We start from the raw sequence: 23,305 nt of genomic DNA, 5'->3' as shown, positions 1-23,305 counted from the left end.
CCAAGGTATAGCCTTCGTATTCCTCAGGATCCTCCGGCTTTACCTCATCATGGTGGTGGGCTGGATGCGGCTGTTCTACAACGCTTCTGCGTCTACGAGAACGCCGGAAACAAGCAACCGCGGCCGGTCCCGAGCGCCAATCATCGCAGCAGATGGCAGTATATCTGGTTCGGTCCTGCTGCTCTCTCTGAACTCCGCCCGAAACCATGCAGGCCCGCCCATGAAACAGCAGAAATTCGCCCCGCTCGCCATCCGGCGCTCAATCTTGCCGAGCCATTGGGACATCCTGGCGCTTCTGCTGGTGATCGGCGTGATCGTGCTGATCGCCTATGGCGCAAGGGTAACGACGGCGCCGCTTTCCGCCCTCGACGCTACACCGCTGTCGCTCGATCCCGTCAACCTGCCAATCTATGCCCTGCGCACGGTCCTGCGGATGCTGCTCGCCATCGTCTTCTCGCTGGCTTTCACCTTTATCTATGCCGCCGTCGCCGCGAAAAGCAGGCGGGCCGAGATGGTGCTCATTCCGATACTCGACATTCTGCAGTCCGTGCCGATCCTCGGTTTCCTGACCTTCACCGTCACCTTCTTTCTCAATCTCTTCCCCGGTAGCGTGCTCGGCGCAGAACTGGCCTCGGTCTTTGCGATCTTCACCAGCCAAGCCTGGAACATGACCTTCAGCATGTACCAGTCGATGCGAAACCAGCCGAAGGACCTGGTGGAGGCGACGCAGAGCTTCCAGCTGAGCGGATGGCAGCGTTTCTGGCGGCTCGATGTCCCCTTCGCCATGCCCGGCCTGGTGTGGAATGCCATGATGTCGATGTCAGGCGGCTGGTTCTTCGTCGTCGCATCGGAAGCGATTACCGTCGGCAACACAACGGTGACGCTGCCGGGGATCGGCTCCTATGTCGCCCTTGCCATCAAGCAGCAGGACCTCATGGCGGTGTCCTATGCCGTTGTCGCAATGCTTGGCGTCATTGTGCTCTACGACCAGCTGCTCTTTCGGCCTCTGGTTGCCTGGGCCGACAAGTTCAGGTTCGAGACGACGAGCAACAACCTTGCCCCGACCTCCTGGATTCTCGATCTTTTCCGCCACGCCCGTGTCACCCGTTTGCTGGCAACGCCGCTGCAATGGGCCGGACGACAGGTGTGGACGTTGCGCCTGCCGAAATTGCCTGGATACGGGTCGAAGGCCATGGATATGGCGGCCTCTCGCGTCGTCGACTGGGTCTGGTTCGCTGTCATTGCCGCTGCGGCTGGCTGGGCTGCTGTGATAAGCGTCGAGTATCTTCGTGCGACCATTGGCTGGTCGGAAATTCGCACCGCTGTGGTCGACGGCTGCATCACGCTCCTGCGCGTCTTGGTGCTGATGCTGATCGCCACCCTCGTATGGGTACCGATCGGCGTCTGGATCGGCTTGCGCCCGAAGCTTGCCGAGAAGGTGCAACCGCTGGCGCAGTTTCTGGCCGCATTCCCGGCAAATATCGCCTTCCCGGCCTTCGTCGTCGTGATCGTGCATTTCAGCCTCAGTGCCGATATCTGGCTGAGCCCGCTGATGATCCTGGGGACGCAGTGGTATATTCTCTTCAATGTCATTGCCGGCGCCAGCGCCTTCCCCAGCGACCTCAAGGAAGCCGCGCGCAGCTTCCACATCCGCGGCTGGCAATGGTGGCTTAAGGTCATCCTGCCAGGCATCTTTCCCTACTACATCACCGGTGCCATCACCGCTGCCGGTGGATCGTGGAATGCCAGCATCGTCGCCGAGGTGGCCAGCTGGGGCGACACGCATCTGACAACGCCGGGTCTCGGCTCCTACATTGCCAATGCCACGACCAACGGCGACTTTCCGCAAGTCGTGCTCGGCATCATCGTCATGTGCACCTTCGTCACGCTCTCCAATCGCCTGATCTGGCGGCCGCTCTACGCTTTCGGCGAAAGCCGATTGCGCCTGGGCTAATCGATGTCATCAGACCAAAGGACAAATCGTATGCTTGATCACCTTTCCAAGACACCGCTCATCGATATCAGCAAGGTCTCCCGTTCCTTTCCCAAGGCGAACGGCAGCGACGTGGTGGTGCTCGAAAATGTCGATCTGACCATCAAGGAAGGCGAGATCGTCGGCCTGCTTGGCCGTTCCGGTTCGGGTAAGTCGACGCTGCTGCGCATCATTGCGGGCCTTCTCGCGCCGTCCTCCGGCGACGCCAGGTGCCGGGGCGCCACCATCGAAGGTCCGCCGGTCGGCATCTCGATGGTGTTTCAGTCGTTCGCCCTGTTCCCATGGCTCACCGTGCTGCAAAACGTCGAGCTTGGCCTCGAGGCCAAGGGTGTTGCCCGGGTCGAGCGCAGGGCGCTGTCGTTGGCCGCCATCGATCTCATCGGTCTTGACGGATTCGAGAACGCCTATCCTAAGGAACTCTCCGGCGGCATGCGCCAGCGCGTCGGCTTTGCACGCGCTTTGGTGGTCCATCCCGACCTGCTCCTCATGGACGAGCCCTTCTCCGCTCTCGACGTGCTGACCGCCGAGACGTTGCGCACGGATATGATTGATCTCTGGATCGAGGGACGGCTGCCGATCAAGTCTGTGCTGATGGTCACCCACAATATCGAGGAGGCGGTGCTGATGTGCGATCGCATCCTGGTCTTCTCCTCCAATCCAGGCCGCGTCGCCCGGGAGTTGAAGGTGGATCTGCCGCATCCGCGCAACCGGCTGGACCCGATGTTCCGCCAGCTGGTCGATAGCATCTACGCGCTGATGACACAGCGTGCCGAGCCGCGCTCGACAGCCCTCGACGGCATTCCGGGCACAGGTATGGGCATGGTGCTGGAACCCGTGTCGACGAACATCCTGTCTGGCCTCATCGAGGCCCTGGCGGGAGCCCCCTATCACGGTCGCGCCGATCTCCCGGTTCTCGCCGGTGCTCTTCAACTCAAGGCCGATGAGCTTTTCCATCTGGGGGAAGCGCTCCAGCTACTGCGGTTTGCCCAGCTGAGCGAAGGCGACGTGATGCTGACTGACGCGGGTACACGCTTTGCTCACCTCGAAACAGATGCCCGAAAGAAGCTTTTCGCCGAGCATCTGGTCACCTACGTGCCGTTCATGGGCCTGATCCGGAGGGTCCTCGACGAGCGCCCGACCCACACAGCGCCCGCTGCGCGCTTCCGCAACGAGCTCGAAGACTACATGACGGGGTCACGTGCCTACGAAACGCTGAAGACCATTGTCTCCTGGGCCCGCTATGGCGAACTGTTCGCCTATGACGAAAGGACGGAAATGTTCAGCCTTGAAAACCCGGAATGAGTAACGTGACCGAGGGCTAAACCGCGAGAAAGCCACCGTCCACATTGAGGACGACGCCTGTGACCATTTCCGTGTCGGAGGAAAGCAAGGTGGCGATGGTGCGCGCGACGTCGTCGACTTCGGCGAAGCGGCCGATCGGGTGGCGGACCATCATCGGCGCGGATTTTTCGGGGTCGCTCCAGGCCCTGAGCGCGAGCTCCGTCAGGGTGATGGTCGGTGCCACGGCGTTGACGCGGATGCCGTGCGGGCCGAACTCCTTGGCAAGTACCCGGGTCGCACCCTCGAGCCCCGCCTTGGAGGCCGCATAGCAGAGATGCTCGGCAAAACCGCGATGTCCGGCAATCGAGGTGATGTTGACAATGGCGCCACCGCCACCGGCGGCCACGCGGGCCCGGCCGAATTCCTGGCAGGTGATCAGCGCTGCCCGCAGATTGATGCCCATGACCGCCTCATAGCCCTCTTCGGTCATGTCGAAGCTTGATTCCAGCACATTGATACCGGCGCTGTTGATCAGGAAATCGACTGTGCCCGCCTCGCGCATAGCGGCCCGCGTGGCAGCCGGATCGGCGAGATCGACGGCGATCTGGCGGCCCCCGATCTCCTGCCGCAGGCTCTCCAGATCAGCGGCGGTGCGGCTGAGCGCAATAACTTCGGCGCCCCGCGCGGCCATGATTTTCGCGCAGGCGCGGCCGATCCCTTTTCCAGCCCCGGTGATGATCACCGATTTTCCGGCAAACTGCATGTCCAATATCTCCTCCGGCATGAAACTCATTGTGAAAGCCTGTCCGCCCCAAGGCGGATGTCGCGGCTGATCGACTGCAGACTGAGGAATGCCGCGTATCGCTGATCATGTATGGCCCGGATATCGCCGGCCGAAGGCGGGCATTTGAGCGCGATCGTGGACATGGCGGGCATGGCGGAGCGCAGGTCGGGATGGACACCGGCGGCAACCGCCCCCAGCATGGCCGAGCCCAGAAGCACCGGCTCGGGGCAGGCGGTGACTTCGATCTCGACGCCCGTGGCATCAGCAAGGATCTGCCGGATGAGCGGATGTCCGCCCGCTCCGCCTGAGACAGAGATGGTGTTTACCCGGACGCCCTGCCCGGCCTGGGTATCGACGATCTGCCGCAATCCGTAGCCAAGCCCGCAGATGCCGGCGATGTAGAGGGAAACGAGGCTGTCGGCGCCCGTTTCCATGCCGAGGCCGACGATCACCGCACGGGCATGCGGATCGGCGAAGGGCGCGCGATTGCCCAGGAATTCCGGCACGACATGGAGCTGGTCGGCAAGCCTCACCGCATCAGAGGCGTCGGCCGCCAATTCAAGGGCGCGGTCCGCCAGCCATTGCGGCAGGCTCTTCCCGCCGCGCGCGGCCATGGCCGCTGTTTCGGCACTGGCCGGATGCATCTTCACGAGGTGGTCGATCGCCGCACCGGCTGCTGACTGTCCGCCCTCGTTGAGCCACATGCCAGGCACCATGGCGGCAAAGTAGGGACCCCAGACACCTGGAACGAAGGTCGGCGCTTCGGTGGTCGTCATGGTGCATGACGATGTGCCGAAGACGTAGCCGAGGCACAACGTCGCGTCCTCGGCCCCGCCGCTCGCCGCTACCGTACCGACGCCGCCGGCATGGGCATCGATCAGCCCCGCTGCGACGGCTATCCCGGGCGACAGCTTCATCCGGCCGGCCGCTTCGACCGTAAGGCCGTTTCCAAGGGGAGTGCCTGGGTGCACGACGCTTTTGCCGATACGGGAAAAACCATCGGTCGCGAGGTCGCCAAGGCCGATCTCGCGAAAATAGCTTTCATCCCAACGGTTCTCGTGGGCGAGATAGGTCCACTTGCAGGTCACGGTACAGGATGAGCGATCGAGCGCACCCGCCGCCTTCCATGTCAGGAAATCGGTCAGGTCGAAGAAATTCTCCGCACTTTCGTAGATGTCCGGCAGGTTTTCGCGCAGCCAGAGGAGTTTCGGCGTCTCCATCTCCGGCGAGATCGTGCCGCCGACATAGGAGAGCACCGCGTGGCCCATCGCGTTGATACGGCGGGCCTGGTCGAGGGCGCGATGATCCATCCAGACGATGACATCGCGTTCGGGATGGGACGGATCCCCCACCCCGGCGCTCGCCCCTTGCACGACCAGCGAGCATGTTGCGTCGAAGCCGATGCCGACGACATCGCCGGGGTCAATACCCGCGAGCGACACCGCTTCCGATACGGCTTCGCAGACGGACTGCCAGATCTGCTCGCTCGACTGCTCGACGCGCCCGCTGTCGTCACGAAAGATCACCAGATCCCGCTTGGCGTTGGCCAGCATCGATCCGGCCGGATCGAAGACGCCTGCCCGCGCTGAACCCGTGCCGACGTCGACGCCGATCATGTAGCTGGTCATATCATCCCTCCGACTCCGATAGCCCGTTCGCCCCTTATACCCGATCGAAGTTGGTCGGGAGAACGATCATGTCGCGGATCGTCACGGTGCGCTTGCGGGTCAGGATATATTCGACCGCGTCGGCCACCTCGCTCGGGTCCATCAGGCTTCCCGATTCCTTGGCCTTGCGCAGGTTTTCCTCCGGCCAATCGGCCAGCAGCGCCGAGACCACCGGCCCGGGCGAGACCTGGGCAACACGCACACCGTGCGGGATCATCTGGCGGCGCATAGTCTGGACGAAGCAGGTGATGGCCCATTTCGACGAGGCATAGACCGGCTCCCAGTAGGTCGGGTAGTGGCCGGCAATCGAGCAGGTGACGACGATATCGCCGGTGCCGCGCTCGGTCATGTGCGGGACGACGTCGTGGACGTTCTTCATGACAGCGTTGACGTTGAGATTGAGCATCTTGTCGATGGCGTCATTCGTGGTCTCGGTGAGGTCACCGCCGATATAGGTGCCGGCGTTGCAATAGAGAATGTCGATGTGATCGACCTTCTTGAGGATCTCGGGCACCATCGCGGCGCAGCTGTCGGCATCGAGAAGATTGGTAACCTGGGCGATCGCCTTGCTGCCAAGCCGCTGCGTCAGTTCTTTCAGGCTGGCCTCGTTCCAGTCCACCATGACGACGGTGGCGCCGGCGGCCAGCAGTTTTTCCGTCGTTGCCAGTCCAATGCCCGAGGCGGCACCGGTGATGACGGCGATCTTTCCTTCCAGTGACTGAGACATGGGTTCTCTCCTTTATGTCAGTAATGCATGATGATCGGGATCAACGCCACTCGCGGGCGATGTAGATGGCGAGCAGGATGATGAAACCGCGGATGATGTCCTGCAGATAGGGGTTGATGCCCATCAGGTTCAGGCCGTTGCTGAGGATGCCGAGCAGCACAGCGCCGATCAGCGTCCCGAGGATAAGCCCGCGCCCGCCGGCAATGGCGGTTCCGCCGAGCACCACCGCCGCGATGGCGTCGAGCTCGAAGCCCACGCCGGCATTCGGCTGGCCGGACATCAGTCGCCCGGTGAGAATGACCGCCGCCAGACCGGCGGTCAGGCCGGAGATGGCATAAACGGCAAGCTTGACCCTGGCGGTCTTCACGCCGGACAGTTTTGCGGCCAGTTCGTTGCCACCGATGGCGTAGACATGGCGGCCGAAGGGCGTGCGCTGCAGCAGTACCCAGGCCAGCGCATAGATGATGACCGTCAGGATGACGGGAACCGGGATGATGCCGACACGGCCGACGCCGAACCAGGAGATCCAGGATGGCACGCCTGATATCGGATAGCCGCCGGAATAGATCAGCCCGATGCCCCGAGCGATCCCCATGGTGGCAAGCGTCACGATGATGGCCGGCATCCGCCCCCAGGCAACCAGCAGGCCGTTGAAGATGCCTAGCCCGACACCCAGCACGATCCCCGCCAGCAGCCCCACCCAGCCCGGCAGGCCGAAATGGACCATCAGGCCGGCAGCCATGGTACCGGCGAGCGCCATCACGGCGCCGACCGAGAGATCGATGCCGCCCGTCAGGATGACGAACGTCATGCCAACCGCCAGGATCGCCACCACCGAGACCTGTCGCATCACGTTGAGGATATTGGAGACCGAAAAGAAAGTATCGGAGGCAAAGCTCATCAATATCGATACGACGATGAGGCCTGCCAGCGGCAATGCCAGTGGCGAGTGAATGGCCGATCTGAATGCGGAATGGGCCGCGCCCTTTGTGCTGCCATCGCCCGCGGCGATCCCGTCATGCGACATGTTTCATCCTCCCAGTGGTTGCGTGCATCATGATCTCCTCGGCATTGATGGCGGCCCCTTCGACGGTGGCGACGATGCCGCCGGACCGGAAGACGCACACCCGGTCGGACATGCCGATGACCTCAGGCAGCTCCGACGAGATCATGATGATTGAGTAGCCGCGCGCTGTGAATTCGCGCATCAGCTGGTAGATTTCCGCCTTGGCCCCGACATCGATGCCGCGCGTCGGCTCGTCGAAGATCAGCACCTTCATGTTGTGATTGAGCCAGCGGGCGATCACCACCTTCTGCTGATTGCCGCCCGACAGGGTATCGACGCGGGCCATGGGGCCCTGCGCCTTGACCTGCACCTGCGCCATCGCAGCGATTGTATCGTCGCGCTCCTTGCGGCGGTCGATGAAGAAATGGCCGAAGAGATATTTGCCATAATTGTTGAGCGACACGTTGTGGAGGATCGAGAAGCTGGTGATCAGCCCCTGCTCCTTCCGGCTCTCGGGCAAAAGCCCGACGCCGCTCGCCAGGGCCTCGGAAGGATCGGCAAAGCGTGTCTCGACGCCGTTGAGGGAAAGCTTGCATTGCGTTGCGCGATGGGCGCCGATCATGGCGAGTGCCGTTTCCGTGCGACCGGAGCCGACCAGGCCCGCAAAGCCGAGGATCTCGCCGGCGCGCAACTGGAAGCGCGACACAGGCCCTCCCCTCGTCAGCTGCACCGCCTCGACATCGAGGACAATGGCAGGATCGGCAGCCATCGCCGGCTTCGAGGGAAAGCTGTTTTCGATCCTGCGCCCGACCATCAATTCGACGAGGCGATGCTGGTCGACATCGCTGACGTCGCAGGAGGTGACGTACTCACCGTCGCGCAGCACGGTGATGCGGTCGCAGATCTGGAAGATTTCCTCCAGGTGATGGGAGATGAAAATGATGGCGACGCCCTGTTCGCGCAGGCCCCTCATGACCCGGAAGAGATGCTCGACCTCGGACGGCGTCAGCGTTGCAGTCGGCTCGTCGAGCACCAGGATGCGCGCGTTGAGCGCCAGCGCCTTGGCGATTTCGACGAACTGCTGCTCCGCCACCGACAGCATGCGAACCGGGACATTGAGCGGAACATGGATGCCGAGCTGCAACAGGATTTCGGAGGCGCGCTTGCGCATCGCACGGCGGTTCAACAGGCCGATCGCGCTGCGGATTTCGCGCGCCAGGAACATGTTGTCGACCGCGTCGAGATAGGGGATCAGCGAGAACTCCTGGAACACCACGCCGATGCCATTGTCGATTGCCTCGTTGTAGTCGGCGAAGTGATGCGGCTGGCCGTCGATCAGGATCTCGCCCCCGGTCGGCTGGAGGATGCCGCAGAGGACCTTGGTCAGCGTCGATTTGCCTGCGCCATTTTCGCCCAGCAGAGCGTGGATCTCTCCGGCGCGAACCGTCAGGTCGACCCCGTGCAGAACCGAAATCCTGCCGAAGCTTTTCTTGATGCCCTTGAGTTCCAGCATCGCTCACTCCCGCATTTGAATGGATGGGTCGCCCCCGCGATGGTGCGGGGGCGACTTCGAGACGATTACCAGCTGAAGCCGGCGGCATTTTCCTTGGTGACCGGCTTGACGTCGATCGGAACTTCCTTCGGCACCACGCGGGCGCCCCACTTCTGCGCCAGCGCCATGGCGAGACCGACGCGGACCTGGTCGCGCGGGAACTGCGCGGTCGTCTCGATGAAGGCGGTGCCATCGGCGATCGCCTTGACGGCTTCAGGCGCACCGTCGACCGAGGTGAGCTTGATGTCCTTGCCGGAGCCCTGGATCGCCGCCAGCGCGCCCATGGCTCCGCCGTCGTTGACCGAGAAGATGCCCTTCAGGTTCGGGTGGGACTGGATCATGTTCTCGACGACGCCGAGCGCGACCGAGCGATCCTGGCGGCCGTTCTGGGTATCGACAAGCTTGATGCCGCTGAACTCGGCGAGTGCCTGCTTGCAGCCCTCGACGCGCTGCAGGATCGGCACGACGGCGATGCCGTCGAGAATGGCCACTTCGCCGGACCCGTTCAGCGATTTGCCGAGATACTGGCAGGCCTGATAGCCGGCATCCTTGTTCTTGGAGCCGACGAAGGTATCGACAGGGCCGTTTGCGTTCGCATCGACGGCGACGACGATGACATGGGCGTCCTTGGCCATCTTGACGGCGGATTCGACGCCGGCGGAATCGGTCGGGTTGAGGAGCAGAATGTCGATCTTCTGCTGCAGCATGTCCTCGATATCGGAGATCTGCTTGGCAACGTCATGGTTCGCATCGGTGACGACAACCTCGGCGCCGATGCTCTTGGCGGCTTCTTTGAGCGCTTCCTGCATCGAGACGAAATAGGGATTGTTCAGTTCCTGGAACGTCATGCCGATCTTGAGCTTGGCCTCCTGCGCCATGACTGGCGCGGTGGTCAGGGCCAAAGCGGCAATCGATAATGCCAACAAAGTCTTTTTCATCTCGGTCTTCCTCCCGTTAGATGACAACAGGCAATGCCTGTCCTTTCCCGGAAGGCACCATGCCGTCCGGGCGAAAACCCCTTTGCGGGGTATGGCTTTTTCTCGTTATTCTGCGGCTTGCAGCTCACCGTTCGCGGCGAAGGTTGCGCGGAATTGAGAGGGCGGCATTCCCTTTTGCTTCAGGAAATGCCGGTTGAAGTTGGAGACGTTGGAAAATCCGATCTCGAAGCAGACTTCCGCGACCTTCACCTCCGGCTGCGTCAGCAGCATCAGGCAGGCCAGATCCACCCTCAGCTGGTTCTTGTAGCGCACCAGTGTCGTCCCGGTATGGCGCTTGAAGGCCCGCGAGAAAGAGCTTGCGCTTTGGCCTACCAGATCCGCCAACTCCCGCTCGTCGATATCGTCGGTCAGGTGCTCGCGCAGATGGGCAATAGCGCGATTAATTCCGCTTTCGTTGATGCTCGGCAGATCCAGTTCGTAACTGAGGCTCGCCAGCACCTCCGGCTCCGGGGCTCTTGCCAGAATATCGAGGATTTCCCAAAACAGCGCGAGCCGCTTCATGCCCTGCGCTTCGATCAACTGCTCCATCAGAGGCCTGATTTCGACGCCGGTCGCCTTATCGAACAGCAGGCCTCGGGCGCTGCGCTTCAAAAGCGCGCCAATGGCATCCATCTCCGGCAGGCAGGCGGTGCAGTCCTGGATGAATTTTTCGGGAAACTGGATGACGAGATTGCGGGTCGGGACGATCTCGCCGGGTTCAATTTCCGAAATCCAGTTCTGGGGAAGATTGGGGCCGGTCATGATCAGTTGGCCAGGCTCGAAGCGGCCGATGTGATCGCCGATATAGAACTGACCCGAAGTCGCGACGACAAGGTGAATCTCGTATTCGGGATGGTAGTGCCAGCGCACGGTGCGAAACGGATAGCCATGCTTCCACGCAGCAAAGGACTCACCTTTGCGGATGTGCACGAGTTCCAGATCCGGTTGCATGATCCCCTCCCAACCAACGCCTGCCAACCTGATGGCAAAATCTGCAAACCTCCAAATCTGCAGATCCAACGCTTTAAGCCACGTTATCCCTTATCTGCCGGGCCCTCTACCTCAGCCTGCGGGATTCAAAGATACTTTTTTGACGTTTGCCATGGCTAGCTTGCGCACACGGAGGCTGGTCAATGCCCGGCTCAGGCCACAAAAAAGGCAAATCCGGCAAGGATATCGGCAGCGGATCGAGCGGGGCCGGGCCATAGCCGCAAAGCCCCAAGGCCGAGTTCAGGTCCAGACAAACAGCACGCGGCGGCGGTCGTCGACAATCTCCCGGGCCTTTTCGCCTATAGTTTTTCCCGCCAATATCCGTGCGAGCAAAACTTGCCTTGCCGACGTCACGGCCTCATCCCGCCCGCAGGCGCAAAAATTCCGACTGGTCCGGATTGCTGATACGGTGGCTGCCATCGCAGATTTAAAGCCAGATCTCGTCATCCCATCATAACAACGGGCGACTTCAAATCCCGAAAGGGTTATCGCATGCTGCCGATCAGCCGTTCGAATTCGGCCTCGGGAACCCCATAGGCGTCGCCCGCGAAAGCCACCAGTCGTTCCCGGTTCCTAATCGTCACAAGTCCGCGGGTATTCGATATGAAGCTCTCGCCTTCGAGGACGTGGAGGGAATCCGTCACGCTCTGGCGCCGGACATTGAGCATGGCGGACAGAAAATCATGCGTGAGTGGAAGAGAAGCACTGTCCGATCGATCATGGACCATGAGGAGCCAGCGGGCGAGACGCTTTTCGATCGAATGCGATGCGTTTGACAAGGATGTGTAGGCCGTCTGCACAAACAGCGTTTGTGCGTATCGGCTCAAAACCCGCCTGAAGGTCCGGCTTTCTGCCAGAAGCTCGAAGAGGATTTCATTTTCTATGCTGTGTCCATGGCCCTCGACCTGAACAAAGACCTTGAAAGGCGCGCGGTCGTCCTCGAACAGGCTATTGGGTGGCGACATACCCTCCCGTCCGAAAATTGCCACTTCCGCCTCGCTGCCACCAGGCGAAACGGCCACCACCGAACCGATACCGGATTCCAGAAAATAGCTGCGGACCGCTGGCTTGTCCGGCTCCGCCATGACGAACAGACGTGGCAACGTCACGGGCTTCATGTGCGGGATCACCCGGTCACGGTCGTGTTGTTCGAGATTGCTTATGAGGCGATTGAGCATATGTTCGACTTCATCCAGTAGTGTTCGAAACTGTCAAGCGCAGCTGGTCACAACGACAAGAAAGCGTATCGACTGCGGCTGCAACCTCAATCAACTACCAGGTCGCGGCCAGGTGGGGAGACGCAAAAAAGCTGCCTGGAAGCGCGGAATTGGGCGGCGGCCGACACACGCTCTCTTGAAGATAGAAAAGCGCATTCATAAATCCATGCCTGGAAAAAGGTTTCGGGATCACGCCGTGGGCGCCGGCGAAATCATCCGGTATTTTTTTGGGATTGGCAGTGACGAATATGATGATCGTCTTCGTCCAGCGCTTCTGGATATAGGCACACACCTCCAGGCCCGTCGATTTATCCGCAAGCTGCATATCGACAAAGGCAATGTCCGGGGCGCGGACGGGGTCTAACCCCTCGACTTCAGACATGCAGGTCGCCTCGCCGATAACGGTATGGCCGGCATCCTCCACCATCATTTCAACGTCCATCGCAAGCAGGGCCTCGTCCTCGACGATCAACACAGCCAGTGGCGCCTTTGGACGGTCCATACTCAATTCCAATTCTGCAGGGACAATGTTACCCGCGTTCCCGCAGGCAGCGGCGACCAGACCACGACAGCTTCGGTCTGCTTGGCAAGCCGGTTGATCAGCGTACGACCGAGCCCGGTGGGCGGCGCGCTCGGCATTCCAACGCCATTGTCCTCGACGGAAATGGTTGCCGTATCCCCGTCGCAGCCACCCTTGATGGAGATCGTCCCGGCGCGGCCATCGCCAAGGCCGTGCTTGATGGCATTGGTAAGGATTTCGTTCAGCACCAGACCAAGCGATGACGCCTTGCCAGCTGAAACGAGAATGGGCTCAACATCGCAATAGAGTGAGATGTCTGCCCGGCCGCTTGAACCGAGCACGTCCTCGGCCAGCCTTGTGGCAAATTCGCCGATATCGAACTTGGTGACGTCACCCGACTGGTAAAGAGTCCGATGAACCGTTGCCAGTGCGTCGATCCGCTCCATCATAGCTTCGAGCTTGGAGGAAATGATCGGGTCCCCGATCGTGCGCGCCTGGAGACGCAGGAGCGAGCCGATCATTGTCAGGTTGTTTTTGACCCGGTGGTCGACCTCGTGCAGGAGAAGTGTCTTTGCTTCGAGTGCCGCCTCCAGTTCGGCCGTGCGTCGCTCTACTTCCTTCTCGACCGCGAGGCGTTGTTCCTCGACTTCCCGGTTGGCGGCTACGTGCTTGGTCACGTCCAGCTGCGACGCGAAGAAGAACTGGATTTCGCCCGAGTCGTTCCGAACTGGACTGAGATACAGAGCGTTCCAGAAGACCGAGCCATCTTTACGGTAGTTCAGGAGTTCGACAGAAACACTCTGGCCGCTACGCACCGCTTCGCGGATCTGGTCCACTGCGGACGGCTCTGTATCCGGTCCTTGCAGGAAGCGACAATTGCGGCCCAAGATCTCGTTTTTCGCATAGCCCGTGAGTGCCTGGAAGGCCTCATTGCAGAATACGATCGGGTTGTCCGGCTGTGACGGATCGGTGATAACCATAGGCATTCGCGTCGCGCGAACGGCCGCAGCAAAGGGGTCGCCCCTGCCGTGGTCATAGTGAAGCCTATCTGTCAGATGCCAGTCGTCGCGCTGCTCCACAATCACTCCAAACAAATCCAAGTTTCGATACGACGCCTTAAACGCGGCCATCTCCGTCTTGGTTCCTGGGAAAACTCCGTCAGCAGCAAGAGGGCCTCGAGAGACAAGGGATCCGGGGTAAGGCCCACACCACAGGCGGGAACCCGACCTGGCTTCCAAAGCGCGTCGTCGGTGTTTACGCTCATATCCGCATTTGGATTGCACATGGCCAGACGCAAAGGCACTTACGACAACTCTCTCTTTCCGTTGTCGCGGTCTGCGGACGCAGGTCTGGCAAGCTGGGAAGTGTCAGGGTGTGCTGTGTCTAGCTCGCCATGAATATGGACCTAAAGGCAGAGACATTGGAGTGCCGCCATGGCTGCTGGTCGAAATCGGTGCCGCCAAAGCAGCCGCTGGGCTTCGCAACCCTTAGAGAGACCTGTCGCCTCAGAAAGCTTGTGGTTCAAACACTGCGCTATCCAACGCTCTTCATAGTGTCAGCGTCCGTCTCCCGCGCTGCTGCTGATGTGCCAGGATCGCATCGGCAGCGCAATATCGCTCACTCATCACGACATAGCCTTGATGCTGGACGTCACACGTTCAGGTGCAACCGATGGACTACACATCCTGGAGGGGAAATGATTTATTAGTGCGAAGCGTGGAGTGATCACGATAAGACAGAACGGCCTTGGTGGAATTTGCCTATGACGCCTATGGCAAACCTGGAGAAGAGTATAAACTTTTGTTCGAAATAGACTTTCCGACAATGCCGGATCAAGGTGCGGGCGGCGGGTAGCCCCCGCGACCTTTCGTCAGCGTCGCGATTTTGCCGCAGCCGCCAAGCGATTTAAATCGCGGAAAGCTGCTGCACAGGGCATGGATATTACGTCCCCACGCCTGACCTGCAGACAAACAACATGTAATCCTTGTCTGCAGCAACAGGTTCGAGCGTCGCGCCGAGGCGCGCCTCAACCATGCCTTGCTCGTCTCTATGCACCAAGACCTCATCCCCAGGTGCGAGCCATGCGGCCAGTTCGTCGACGGTTTTCAGTTTGACGATTTTGCCTCTTGTATAGAACTCAGCCGAGAAGCTGCGCGGGTAGAGCATGGCGATGCGGTGGGAGGCGGAATAGTTGTCGAGCAGGCGCTCCTCGCTGGGCAGGAGCGAGGTGTTGAGAGCCGGAAGAGAAATGGCAATCAGACCGACGGCGATAATGACAATCTCCCCTACGCCAAAAACCAGCCAGTTGGCGCCTTTGCCGCCTGCCTGCCTCCAGCGGATGGCGGCCAGCAGCGCTGCCGCCGGCACGCCCGGGAGAACGTAGGCAATCAGGATGTTTGCGGCTGCCGTGAAGAATATCAGCGGGGTGAGCGCAAACAGCAACAGGTACAGGCCAAGCCCATCGTCTTTGGCCAGCGACGCCTTTCGTTGACGCCAGATCAGGAGCGGCAGAAGTGGGCTCCATGGCAACGTCGCGACGATCCAGAACAGCCAGATCGTCCCCTTGGGATGTTCGCGACCTGAGCCATAGAGATCTCCAGTCCAGCCGGGCTGCAGGAAACGCTCGATGTGCTCGCCGATCAGGAAGTAGCGAAGAAAGCCCGGCGTGGCGGCTTCCGCCAGGACATACCAAGGGACAACGAGCACCGTGCACAATGCGATCCCACCGACCCAAGGCAATCGACGAAGGTCCCTCCAGCCGCCGCGCCACGCCATCCAGACTAGAATGGGAAAGGACGAGAGGACGACGGCAACAGGCCCCTTGCCCAGAAGCCCGATTGCGATCCCCAGGAAAAACAGCCAGCCCCAGCGGCGCTCGCCCTTCAGTCCGCCGTAGAAGCCGGCCATGCTGGCAACCACGCCCAGCGTCAGAACCATGTCGGTCTGAACAAAGGCCGCAGAGACAAAAAACAGGCCGGAGCTCGCCGTCATCAGCACGGCGACGGAGGCAGTTCTCCGGGTGGAGACCGCACAGCCCCATCGCCAGAGAATGGCTAGCGTGGCGATGGTCGCCAGCAAAATGCCGAGCCGGGCCGCAAATGCCGTCGGGCCAAAGGCCGCGATCCCCAGGGCAGATAGCCAGGTGTGAAGGGGCGGCTTGGCCCAGAACGGAATGCCGTAGTCAAACTGCGGCGTGATCCAATTACCGGTCTCGACCATCTTGCGGGCGATTTCGGCATAGCGCGCTTCTGTCGGATCCGTCAGCGGCACCCAGACCATGGCAAGCAGTCGCACAATCAGCAAGAGGATCAGCCCATAGGCGATCATGCGGTCTTTGTTCATGGTACGGTTCTTTCGAGCGATCTTATTTTTTGGACGCCATTCGAGGCCATCAGGCTCCGGCGACACGCAGCAAGTCTGCTAGGGTTCAAAGCGGCTTCCGCTTGCGCGGCAGAGGTCGAGCTCTCTGAAACCGGAGGTTCTAGCCAGTGCCTGGAATTCCACTGGCCTTGCCTCGATCATCCTGTCCCGGTTTACGAGGACAGGGTCCACCAGGCCGGGATGACACATGACGACGGAACCGTCGGCTAGACCTTCCTCCAACTGGCCCATGACACTGCGAAACCCGCTTGGCCGCTTCCAGTCATAGAATCCGACCAAAGGCCCGCGAATCGAAAACCCGGCAGCCGCCATGCGTCGATCGAAGCCGGCGGCAATGAGGCTCACCAGCGCAATCTTCGCCCTGATGGCGCGACTGTTTCCAGCCCGGAAGTTTGGTGCGCCTCGCAGCCAGGGTAGCCTGTCGGCAAGCCTCAGGCGTTCCCGCCGCGTCTCCAGCCATGAGCGGACGGTCGGCAGAAAGTGGATATGCTGGTGGCCGTCAATGAAATCGGGAAGCCTTCCCATTTCCTCGACGAACCGCTGCAGTTGGGCGTCGAGTTCTGCATCGATCGTCGCCTGATCGAGCCGACCGAGATAGCTTCTGGCGATCAGCCCGCCGAGCGGAGGCATGGTCCAGGCCTCGGTCGGACGTGAAATTGCCGCGAAATCCGTCAGCGTCAGATGAAGGCCTATATCGGCACGGGATGACGTTGGCATTTTCCTGAGGAGCGACGCTTGCTCGTTCCATTCGGGGAAAATGGTCATGCAACTCGTGCCGGTGATCTTGCCGTTCTCGATGAGGTCCCGAACGGCACTGCCTATTCCGTCGGACAACCCATAATCGTCGGCGATCACATTGATGCGACCGTTCATTGCGGTTTCCCACCTGAACGATGGATCCGTCGCACGATGTACAGCGGACGATCCTTTACCTCGCCGATGGTGACCCAGATATACTCTCCCAGCAGCCCGAGGAGGGCCAGATTGAAGCCGCCCAGCACCGAGATGGAAGCCATCAGGCTCGGATAGCCGGGAACATCCGTGTCGAATATCAGGCCTTTCACCACAATCTCGGCGCCGTACATGACACCGAGAAGCCCGATGATTACGCCGATCACCGACATGATGCGAAGGGGCACGGCCGAGAAGGAAGTGATGCCCTCAAGCGAAAGCGCTGCCAGACCCATCTTGGACCATTTGGTGCTGCCGGATGTCCGTGGAGATGGCGTGTAGAGGATCCCCTTTTGCCGGAACCCCATCCAGGCATAGAGCCCCTTGTTGAACCGGCGCTTGTCGCGGATGGTGCGGAGCGCCTCGGCCGCTTCACGGCGCATGATGCGGAAGTCACCTGCGTTTTCCGGAATGGTGAAGCGTTGGCCCGCATTTATCAGGCGGTAGAAGAGCTTGCTGAACACAGCCTTCGACCGGGACTCTTCCAGCCTGTCCGCCCGAACCGAGTAGACGACATCCAGCTCATCATCGGCCAGGAGTTCATTGATCAACTCCATGCATACTGAAAAAGTATGCTGAAGATCGGCATCCACCATCAGGACGAAATCGCCCTTGCTTTCCTCGATGCCCGAGAACAGCGCGATTTCCTTGCCGAAATTGCGGCTGAGTTCGACGATCCGCCAATTTCCCTCCAGCGCATTCCGATAGCGCACGACACTGTCGTCGGTGCTGCCATCATCGACCAGCACCACCTCGAGATCGAGATTGAAACGCTTCTTGATGTCGCAGCCCAATCTTTTGGTAAATCGTGCAAAATCCGTCACGGATTCTTGCTCATTAAGAAAAGGCGCGACGAGAGAAAGGGTCGGCATTGGAGTTCCGTCATAGGGCCGTGCAAGAGCGCAGGCAGCAAAGATGCAGCGCTTGCTAGGCCGGGTAGATGAAACGGAACTGAATTACGGCCCGAAACGCCAGCTATATTGGCCGACGTTACCGGCGATCAGCCCGAGGCAGCGCATTCCGTCATCGGGACTTACATCGCGTTGGGAAGCTATGGGCGATCAGGCGGTCTCGGCCGCCGCGATCTCCTGCCAGGCATCGTAGGCGGAGAGCACGGTTTCCATCTGCGCCGTGTGGCCGGCGATGAAATCGTCGCCATAGATGGTTTCGTCGGGATATTCGGTGATCAGCGTCATCGGCACGGTGTGGCGGTCGTCCACCGAGCACAGGCAGGGAAAGCCGTTGATGATCCGAAAGCCCGTTTCGCCGGCATGAATCTCGTAGAGGGCGATCTGCCGGTCGTTGTAGGCCAGCAGGCCGGGGATCTGTCCGAGATGGCGCGTGACGCGGTCCAGCAGCATTTCGGAACGCTCTTCCCACTCGGGATGATGGCGCATGATGAGGAAGAAACCCTTCGGCAGTGTCCACATACCGAAGCCGCGCGGCACGTAGCCGGAGAGCGGCCGTGTCCATTCGTGGCTTGGATAGCCGTGCAGGTTGACATGCAGTTGAGCGCCGCTCAGCGCTTGCGCTTCGAGCCTGATCTGCTTCTCGTTCAGATGGGGGCCGGCATTTTCCACCGTGCGGTATTCCAGATCGTCGCCGAGCGCGGTGTAGCGGGCAGCGTGGTGCATGTGGAAGGGATTGTCGCGCCGCAGGCGCTGATGCACCGCGTAGCCATCGGGGTTTTCCAAGGGGGAAAGGGTGAAGTGGGCGCCCGGACGGGCCTTTAATTGCGCGGCTGCGCGCAGAGCGCCGACGATGCCGGATGTCTCGTTCGGATGCTGGCCGGCGCTGATCATGACAGGCAAATCGCGACCGCGGATGTATCGCGCCGACACCGTGCGGCCGGAGCGGGCGCGTGCCGCAAACGCATGCCCGCCAATCGCCTCCAGTTTGTCGGCGATCTGGCGTGCGACAAGCGGCTCCTTGGCGGTATCGATCGGCTGGTCGGCTCCGTCCTGAAAATCCGTCGAGAAGCTACGCGTCGAGATCGTCACGGAGATAGGTCCCTTGCTTTTGACGATTTCAGGGACGATCTGGCCGGGCTTCAGGCCGCGGTCGCCGAGCGGACGGCCGGATTTGTGCTGGAAGAATTCCAGCAGGGAAAAATAGAGATCCTCGTGCAGCGCTTCGCGAAGGCTGAGCACCTCGTGGCCGATGTGGAGCGGCTCGTCCTCGGCCGGATGGTCGACGCGGATATTGAGCTCCTCGAAATAGGGCTCCTCCGAGCCCCAAGCATGACCGGCGACGGCGCCGACAGCCGCTTCGAACAGCGCCTCGTAGTCCGTCTCCAGCCGCTCTCCCTCGTCCGTGCCGGCGTGACGCAGCCAGCCGGTGGGCGACAGGTTGGTTTCTCCCACGATGTCGCGGTGCAGGCGGTTTGGGGCGAGGACGCGGTGGGTTTCCGTCTTGCCGGCGCGCAGCAGCGTGACATCGTAGGCAAGGGTGTCGTCGGCGCGGGGAATGAAGTCAATCCTGGCATCCCCGACCAGCGCCGCAAGCGGATAGGCCTCCAGCCGGAAACGGTTTTCCGGCGCTGCGGGATGCACGGGATAGCGGATCTCTATGCTCTCGACGCCGGAAATATCGACGTCCTCGAGGAAGAAGGTGAGCAGGGGCTTGTTGGCGCTCCGGATGCGCGCGGTGACGCCCAGTGCTTCGAGCCTGATTTCGTGCGCTCTGCGGCTTTTGGCATCGTCGAAGGTCCAGGCCTCGTAGCGTGCGCCGGGGGTTGTGGGAAGCTGGTCCAGCGTGCGCATGACGCTGTGCTGAAAGATCTCGATCATGGTGCTACCTCGAGGTTCTGCCGGTCGGATCGAGGCTGTCGCGCAGCCAGTCGCCGAGAAGATTGAGGCCAAGCACCGTCAAGAGGATAGCAAGGCCCGGAAAGACGCTGACCCACCAGGCGGTCTGGAGGTAGGTGCGCCCGTCGGCCAACATGCCGCCCCAGCTCGGAATGGTGGGGTCGACGCCGAGGCCGAGGAAGGTTAGGCTGCTTTCGAGAAGAATGTTGTTGGCGACATTGAGGGTGGTGAGCACGATGACCGGGCCGATCAGGTTCGGCAACAGGTGCTGGAAGATGATGCGCCAGTCGGCGACCCCGATGGCGCGGGCCGACAGGATGAATTCCCGTTCGCGCAATGTCAGCACGGAGCCGCGCACCAGGCGCGCATACTGGACCCATTGCGAGACGATCAGCAGAACGATGGTGTTGGTCAGGCTGCCGCCGACGATGGCGATGAAGGTGATGGCGAGCAGGATGAACGGCAAGGCCAGCTGGATATCGGCAAAGCGCATGACGAGCATGTCCCAGAAGCCGCGATAATAGCCGGCCACCAGCCCCATCACGACGCCGAAGACGACGGCGCCGGCAACCGAAGTAAAGCCGACCAGCAGCGAGATCTTGCCGCCGGCGACCACCCGGGCGAGGACATCGCGCCCCAGCGGATCGGTGCCGAAAGGGTGAGCAAGGCTGACAAAGGGCCTCATCAGGCGCGCCATCAGGTCGAGGCGGTCGGCACCGCCGGGAAAGAGCACGTCGGACAACAGCACGGAGACGCAGATGACCAGTGTCAGCGCGGCGCCGAGAATGAATTCGAGGCTGGCATAACGCGAGCGGCGAGATGTGGCGGTGGCCATCTGATTTACTCCGTACGGATGCGCGGATCGACAAGCCCATAGGCGATATCGACCAGGAGATTGATGCCGACGATCAGCAGCGACAGAACGGTGATGACGGCCTGCAGGACAGGGTAGTCACGGGCCGATACCGCATCGAAGGCGAGCGTGCCCAGGCCCGGCCAGTTGAAGACCCGCTCGATCACGACGATGCCGCCGAGAAGCCCGCCAAACTGCAGGCCGAAATAGGTGATGAGCGGGATGGCGCAGTTGCGCAGCGCGTGCTTGTAGAGCACCTTGGTTTCGCTGAGGCCCTTGGCCCGCGCCACCATCACATATTGCGACTGCAGCGTCTCCAGCATCGAGGTGCGCACGAGGCGCACATTGGTGGCGGTGAGGATGATGCCCATGGTAAGCGCCGGCATCACATAGCTTTCAGCCCCCGACATGCCGCTCGGCGGCAGCCAGCCCAGCGCGATGGAAAACAGCAAGACCATCATGGTCGCTAGCCAGAAGTTCGGAAACGACAAGCCGATCAGCGACAGAATGCGGATGGCCTGGTCGGCGCCCTTGCCTTTGGCAGTGGCGGCCTTGATACCCAGCGGAATGGACAGGACGATAGACACCGCCATGGTGATGAAGGCAAGCAGCAGCGTTGCCGGCAGGGCGTTGCCGATCAGCAGCGAGACCGGCGTGCCGCCGGTGAAGCTGCGACCGAAATCGAGCGTCACCAGGCCCTTGAGGAAGTTCAGATACTGGACGATGAACGGCTGATCGGTGCCGAGTGCTGCCCTTATGCGGGCCAGATCCTCCTCGGTCATGCTGCCGCTGCCCTGGAACATCATCGTCGCCGGATCGCCCGAGAGGCGAATGGCGAAAGAGACGATGAGCGTGATGGCAATCACCACGAAGATCGCCTGCAGCACACGCTTGATAAGGAAACCGACCACGTTCTTCGTCCTTCGCGCTCAAACATCTCGACGTCTTACGGAGACACAGAGACGCTCAATCCATTTTGTCCGGGCACAGCGCCGCCAGATCCGGCGGCGCTGTTGTTGTCGGAGCGTCCTACTCGACGGTGACGTCGGTCAGCTTCAAGCGGTTGTCCGGCGGTGCAATGAAACCCTTCACGCGCTTGGAAATGCCGTAGATCGACTTGCTGTTGTAGAGCGGCAGTTCGAGCGCCCGGTCGGCTGCGTAGCTTGCGACTTCCTTCAGGATCTTTTCGCGTGCGGCCTTGTCTGTCAGCGGGCGCTGCGATTCCAGCAGCTTGTCGAGGGTTGCATCCTTGTCATAGGGGTTCCACTTTTCGCCCGAGTGGTACATCGCATAGGCGGTGTTGTCGAAATCGAAGGTCCAGCCGCCCCACTTCTGCTGGAACATGCCGCCGGTCTTGCCCTGCGGGATGATGTCGTTCAGCAGCACGTTGGTCTCGTAAGGCTTGATGGTGGCGGTGATGCCGACCATCTGCAGGTAGCTGGCGACGACCTGCGCCACTTCGTTCATGGTCGTGTCATTGCCGCGGATATCGATCTGCAGCGTCGCACCCGGCTTCACGCCAGCCTCTGCAAGAAGCTTCTTGGCGGCGGCCGGATCGTAGGGCAGACCCTTGAGGTCCTTGTCGTAGCCGAAGGATAGCGAGCTCTGGAAGCTGACGATCTCCGAGGCCTGGCCGGCCAGGATGGAGTTCACGATCGTGGAGCGGTCGACGGCCATGATGATGGCCTTGCGCACCTTCGGATCGGCGGTGATGCCGTCACGGGTGTTGAAGCGGAGCGCATCGACGGTCGGGCCGGGAACGCTGACGACTTCCAGCTTCGGATCACCTGCAATCACCGGGATCATGCCGATTGGAATGGTCGGCGGAATGACGAGATCGACGCGGCCGGCCTGCAGTTCGGCGACGGCGGTCGCCGGCTCCGAGATGAAGCGGAACTCGAGCTGCGACAGCTTTGGCGCACCGCCCCAGTAGTCCGGGTTGGCTTCGAGTACGATGTTGACCTTAGGCTGGTAGGAGACGAACTTGAACGGGCCGGTGCCGACCGGATGGGTGTTGAAGTTGTCCTCGCCTTTTTCCTGGATGTATTTCGGCGGAACGATCATCGCGCCGTAGCCGGCAAGCTTGGTCAACAGCACCGGATCGGGAGCCTTCAGCTTCATGTCCACCGTGTAGTCGTCAACGACCGCAACGCTTTCGATAGAGGTGTAGTTGGAGCGCTGCGGGCCCTTGGCACCCTGCTCGCCCAGCAGGCGCTCGAAGGTGAATTTTACTGCTTCCGCATTAAAATCTTCGCCATCGTGGAATTTCACGTTGTGGCGCAGCTTGAAACGAATGCGCTTGCCCTCGTCCAGCTCTTCCCAGGATTCGGCAAGGCCGGGCACGACCTTGAGATCGGGGCCGCGATAGGTCAGTCCGTCGAAGATGTTGGTGGCGACCGAGGCCCACTGCACCAGAAACGTATCGATCGGGTCCCAGCTGCCCGGATCCTGCGGCGACGAGATCGTCATCTTGCCGGCAGCCGCCGCCGGCGCGGCGTAGAAGGCCGTGCCGGAAAGGGCAAGGGCCATGAAGGTGGCGGTCAGGCCGCGCTTGAGACTGTGCATGTGCTGTTCCTCTTGATGCTTGCGATTGTTCGCA

The 23,305-nt window shown here is 61.2% G+C and carries 19 protein-coding genes; 2 read left to right on the top strand and 17 right to left on the bottom strand.

From position 1 onward, the window contains the following. The first annotated feature begins 220 nt into the window (after window positions 1-220). Both VH564_RS21975 and VH564_RS21970 read left to right on the top strand, forming a co-directional pair. Entirely contained in the window at window positions 221-1,954 is a 1,734-nt protein-coding gene (locus VH564_RS21975; protein ID WP_423341977.1) for an ABC transporter permease, read from the top strand. Between the two features lie 30 nt (window positions 1,955-1,984). Then, window positions 1,985-3,295 carry an AAA-associated domain-containing protein gene (locus tag VH564_RS21970; RefSeq protein WP_423341976.1) on the top strand — a complete coding sequence of 437 codons (1,311 nt, stop codon included), beginning with the start codon at window positions 1,985-1,987 and terminating at the stop codon, window positions 3,293-3,295. Window positions 3,296-3,311: 16 nt separating this feature from the next. On the opposite strand, the gene VH564_RS21965 is transcribed toward VH564_RS21970, so the two are convergent. The 17 genes from VH564_RS21965 to VH564_RS21885 all read right to left on the bottom strand — a co-directional run bounded on the left by VH564_RS21965 (window position 3,312) and on the right by VH564_RS21885 (window position 23,271). Continuing rightward, a complete protein-coding gene (locus tag VH564_RS21965; RefSeq protein WP_423342004.1) occupies window positions 3,312-4,037 on the bottom strand; it encodes an SDR family oxidoreductase in 726 nt (241 codons plus the stop codon). A 26-nt stretch (window positions 4,038-4,063) separates the two neighbouring features. After that, window positions 4,064-5,686: an FGGY-family carbohydrate kinase gene (locus VH564_RS21960; RefSeq protein WP_423341975.1), complete on the bottom strand. Its 1,623-nt coding sequence runs from the start codon at window positions 5,684-5,686 to the stop codon at window positions 4,064-4,066. 34 nt (window positions 5,687-5,720) lie between these two features. Next, entirely contained in the window at window positions 5,721-6,452 is a 732-nt protein-coding gene (locus VH564_RS21955; RefSeq protein WP_423341974.1) for an SDR family oxidoreductase, read from the bottom strand. A gap of 40 nt (window positions 6,453-6,492) precedes the next feature. Continuing rightward, entirely contained in the window at window positions 6,493-7,479 is a 987-nt protein-coding gene (locus tag VH564_RS21950) for an ABC transporter permease (RefSeq protein ID WP_423341973.1), read from the bottom strand. Continuing rightward, entirely contained in the window at window positions 7,469-8,971 is a 1,503-nt protein-coding gene (locus tag VH564_RS21945; protein ID WP_423341972.1) for a sugar ABC transporter ATP-binding protein, read from the bottom strand. The genes VH564_RS21950 and VH564_RS21945 overlap by 11 nt, the downstream gene beginning before the upstream one ends. Window positions 8,972-9,036: 65 nt before the next feature. After that, window positions 9,037-9,948 carry an ABC transporter substrate-binding protein gene (locus VH564_RS21940; RefSeq protein WP_423341971.1) on the bottom strand — a complete coding sequence of 304 codons (912 nt, stop codon included), beginning with the start codon at window positions 9,946-9,948 and terminating at the stop codon, window positions 9,037-9,039. A gap of 105 nt (window positions 9,949-10,053) precedes the next feature. Beyond that, a complete protein-coding gene (locus VH564_RS21935) occupies window positions 10,054-10,938 on the bottom strand; it encodes an AraC family transcriptional regulator (protein WP_423341970.1) in 885 nt (294 codons plus the stop codon). 524 nt (window positions 10,939-11,462) lie between these two features. Further along, on the bottom strand, window positions 11,463-12,155 hold the full coding sequence (locus tag VH564_RS21930) for a Crp/Fnr family transcriptional regulator (protein ID WP_423341969.1): 693 nt from the start codon (window positions 12,153-12,155) through the stop codon (window positions 11,463-11,465). Window positions 12,156-12,249: 94 nt separating this feature from the next. Further along, on the bottom strand, window positions 12,250-12,696 hold the full coding sequence (locus VH564_RS21925) for a response regulator (protein WP_423341968.1): 447 nt from the start codon (window positions 12,694-12,696) through the stop codon (window positions 12,250-12,252). 2 nt (window positions 12,697-12,698) lie between these two features. Then, window positions 12,699-13,844, bottom strand: coding sequence for a PAS domain-containing protein (locus VH564_RS21920; protein ID WP_423341967.1), 1,146 nt, complete (start codon window positions 13,842-13,844; stop codon window positions 12,699-12,701). An 811-nt stretch (window positions 13,845-14,655) separates the two neighbouring features. Next, a complete protein-coding gene (locus VH564_RS21915) occupies window positions 14,656-16,056 on the bottom strand; it encodes an ArnT family glycosyltransferase (protein ID WP_423341966.1) in 1,401 nt (466 codons plus the stop codon). A 78-nt stretch (window positions 16,057-16,134) separates the two neighbouring features. After that, on the bottom strand, window positions 16,135-16,968 hold the full coding sequence (locus VH564_RS21910) for a ChbG/HpnK family deacetylase (RefSeq protein ID WP_423341965.1): 834 nt from the start codon (window positions 16,966-16,968) through the stop codon (window positions 16,135-16,137). Next, entirely contained in the window at window positions 16,965-17,918 is a 954-nt protein-coding gene (locus VH564_RS21905) for a glycosyltransferase family 2 protein (RefSeq protein WP_423341964.1), read from the bottom strand. The genes VH564_RS21910 and VH564_RS21905 overlap by 4 nt, the downstream gene beginning before the upstream one ends. Before the next feature lie 189 nt (window positions 17,919-18,107). Further along, window positions 18,108-19,835 (bottom strand): M14 family metallopeptidase, encoded by a 1,728-nt coding sequence (locus VH564_RS21900; RefSeq protein WP_423341963.1) that lies wholly within the window; start codon window positions 19,833-19,835, stop codon window positions 18,108-18,110. Window positions 19,836-19,839: 4 nt separating this feature from the next. Further along, window positions 19,840-20,688 carry an ABC transporter permease gene (locus tag VH564_RS21895; RefSeq protein WP_423341962.1) on the bottom strand — a complete coding sequence of 283 codons (849 nt, stop codon included), beginning with the start codon at window positions 20,686-20,688 and terminating at the stop codon, window positions 19,840-19,842. A gap of 5 nt (window positions 20,689-20,693) precedes the next feature. Continuing rightward, window positions 20,694-21,617 (bottom strand): ABC transporter permease, encoded by a 924-nt coding sequence (locus tag VH564_RS21890; protein WP_423341961.1) that lies wholly within the window; start codon window positions 21,615-21,617, stop codon window positions 20,694-20,696. A 118-nt stretch (window positions 21,618-21,735) separates the two neighbouring features. Further along, window positions 21,736-23,271 (bottom strand): ABC transporter substrate-binding protein, encoded by a 1,536-nt coding sequence (locus VH564_RS21885; protein ID WP_423341960.1) that lies wholly within the window; start codon window positions 23,269-23,271, stop codon window positions 21,736-21,738. Between the last annotated feature and the right edge of the window lie 34 nt (window positions 23,272-23,305).

The sequence above is a fragment of the Rhizobium sp. HT1-10 genome (assembly GCF_049472505.1).
In the GTDB taxonomy this organism is placed as follows: domain Bacteria; phylum Pseudomonadota; class Alphaproteobacteria; order Rhizobiales; family Rhizobiaceae; genus Rhizobium.
This window is presented reverse-complemented; position numbering and strand designations above follow the sequence as displayed.

Bases quoted from the DNA above. Each gene is read 5' to 3' on its own strand.
- VH564_RS21975 (WP_423341977.1), top strand. From the start codon at position 221: ATGAAACAGCAGAAATTCGCCCCGCTCGCCATCCGGCGCTCAATCTTG.
- VH564_RS21970 (WP_423341976.1), top strand. From the start codon at position 1,985: ATGCTTGATCACCTTTCCAAGACACCGCTCATCGATATCAGCAAGGTC.
- VH564_RS21965 (WP_423342004.1), bottom strand. From the start codon at position 4,037: ATGCAGTTTGCCGGAAAATCGGTGATCATCACCGGGGCTGGAAAAGGG.
- VH564_RS21960 (WP_423341975.1), bottom strand. From the start codon at position 5,686: ATGACCAGCTACATGATCGGCGTCGACGTCGGCACGGGTTCAGCGCGG.
- VH564_RS21955 (WP_423341974.1), bottom strand. From the start codon at position 6,452: ATGTCTCAGTCACTGGAAGGAAAGATCGCCGTCATCACCGGTGCCGCC.
- VH564_RS21950 (WP_423341973.1), bottom strand. From the start codon at position 7,479: ATGTCGCATGACGGGATCGCCGCGGGCGATGGCAGCACAAAGGGCGCG.
- VH564_RS21945 (WP_423341972.1), bottom strand. From the start codon at position 8,971: ATGCTGGAACTCAAGGGCATCAAGAAAAGCTTCGGCAGGATTTCGGTT.
- VH564_RS21940 (WP_423341971.1), bottom strand. From the start codon at position 9,948: ATGAAAAAGACTTTGTTGGCATTATCGATTGCCGCTTTGGCCCTGACC.
- VH564_RS21935 (WP_423341970.1), bottom strand. From the start codon at position 10,938: ATGCAACCGGATCTGGAACTCGTGCACATCCGCAAAGGTGAGTCCTTT.
- VH564_RS21930 (WP_423341969.1), bottom strand. From the start codon at position 12,155: ATGCTCAATCGCCTCATAAGCAATCTCGAACAACACGACCGTGACCGG.
- VH564_RS21925 (WP_423341968.1), bottom strand. From the start codon at position 12,696: ATGGACCGTCCAAAGGCGCCACTGGCTGTGTTGATCGTCGAGGACGAG.
- VH564_RS21920 (WP_423341967.1), bottom strand. From the start codon at position 13,844: ATGGCCGCGTTTAAGGCGTCGTATCGAAACTTGGATTTGTTTGGAGTG.
- VH564_RS21915 (WP_423341966.1), bottom strand. From the start codon at position 16,056: ATGAACAAAGACCGCATGATCGCCTATGGGCTGATCCTCTTGCTGATT.
- VH564_RS21910 (WP_423341965.1), bottom strand. From the start codon at position 16,968: ATGAACGGTCGCATCAATGTGATCGCCGACGATTATGGGTTGTCCGAC.
- VH564_RS21905 (WP_423341964.1), bottom strand. From the start codon at position 17,918: ATGCCGACCCTTTCTCTCGTCGCGCCTTTTCTTAATGAGCAAGAATCC.
- VH564_RS21900 (WP_423341963.1), bottom strand. From the start codon at position 19,835: ATGATCGAGATCTTTCAGCACAGCGTCATGCGCACGCTGGACCAGCTT.
- VH564_RS21895 (WP_423341962.1), bottom strand. From the start codon at position 20,688: ATGGCCACCGCCACATCTCGCCGCTCGCGTTATGCCAGCCTCGAATTC.
- VH564_RS21885 (WP_423341960.1), bottom strand. From the start codon at position 23,271: ATGCACAGTCTCAAGCGCGGCCTGACCGCCACCTTCATGGCCCTTGCC.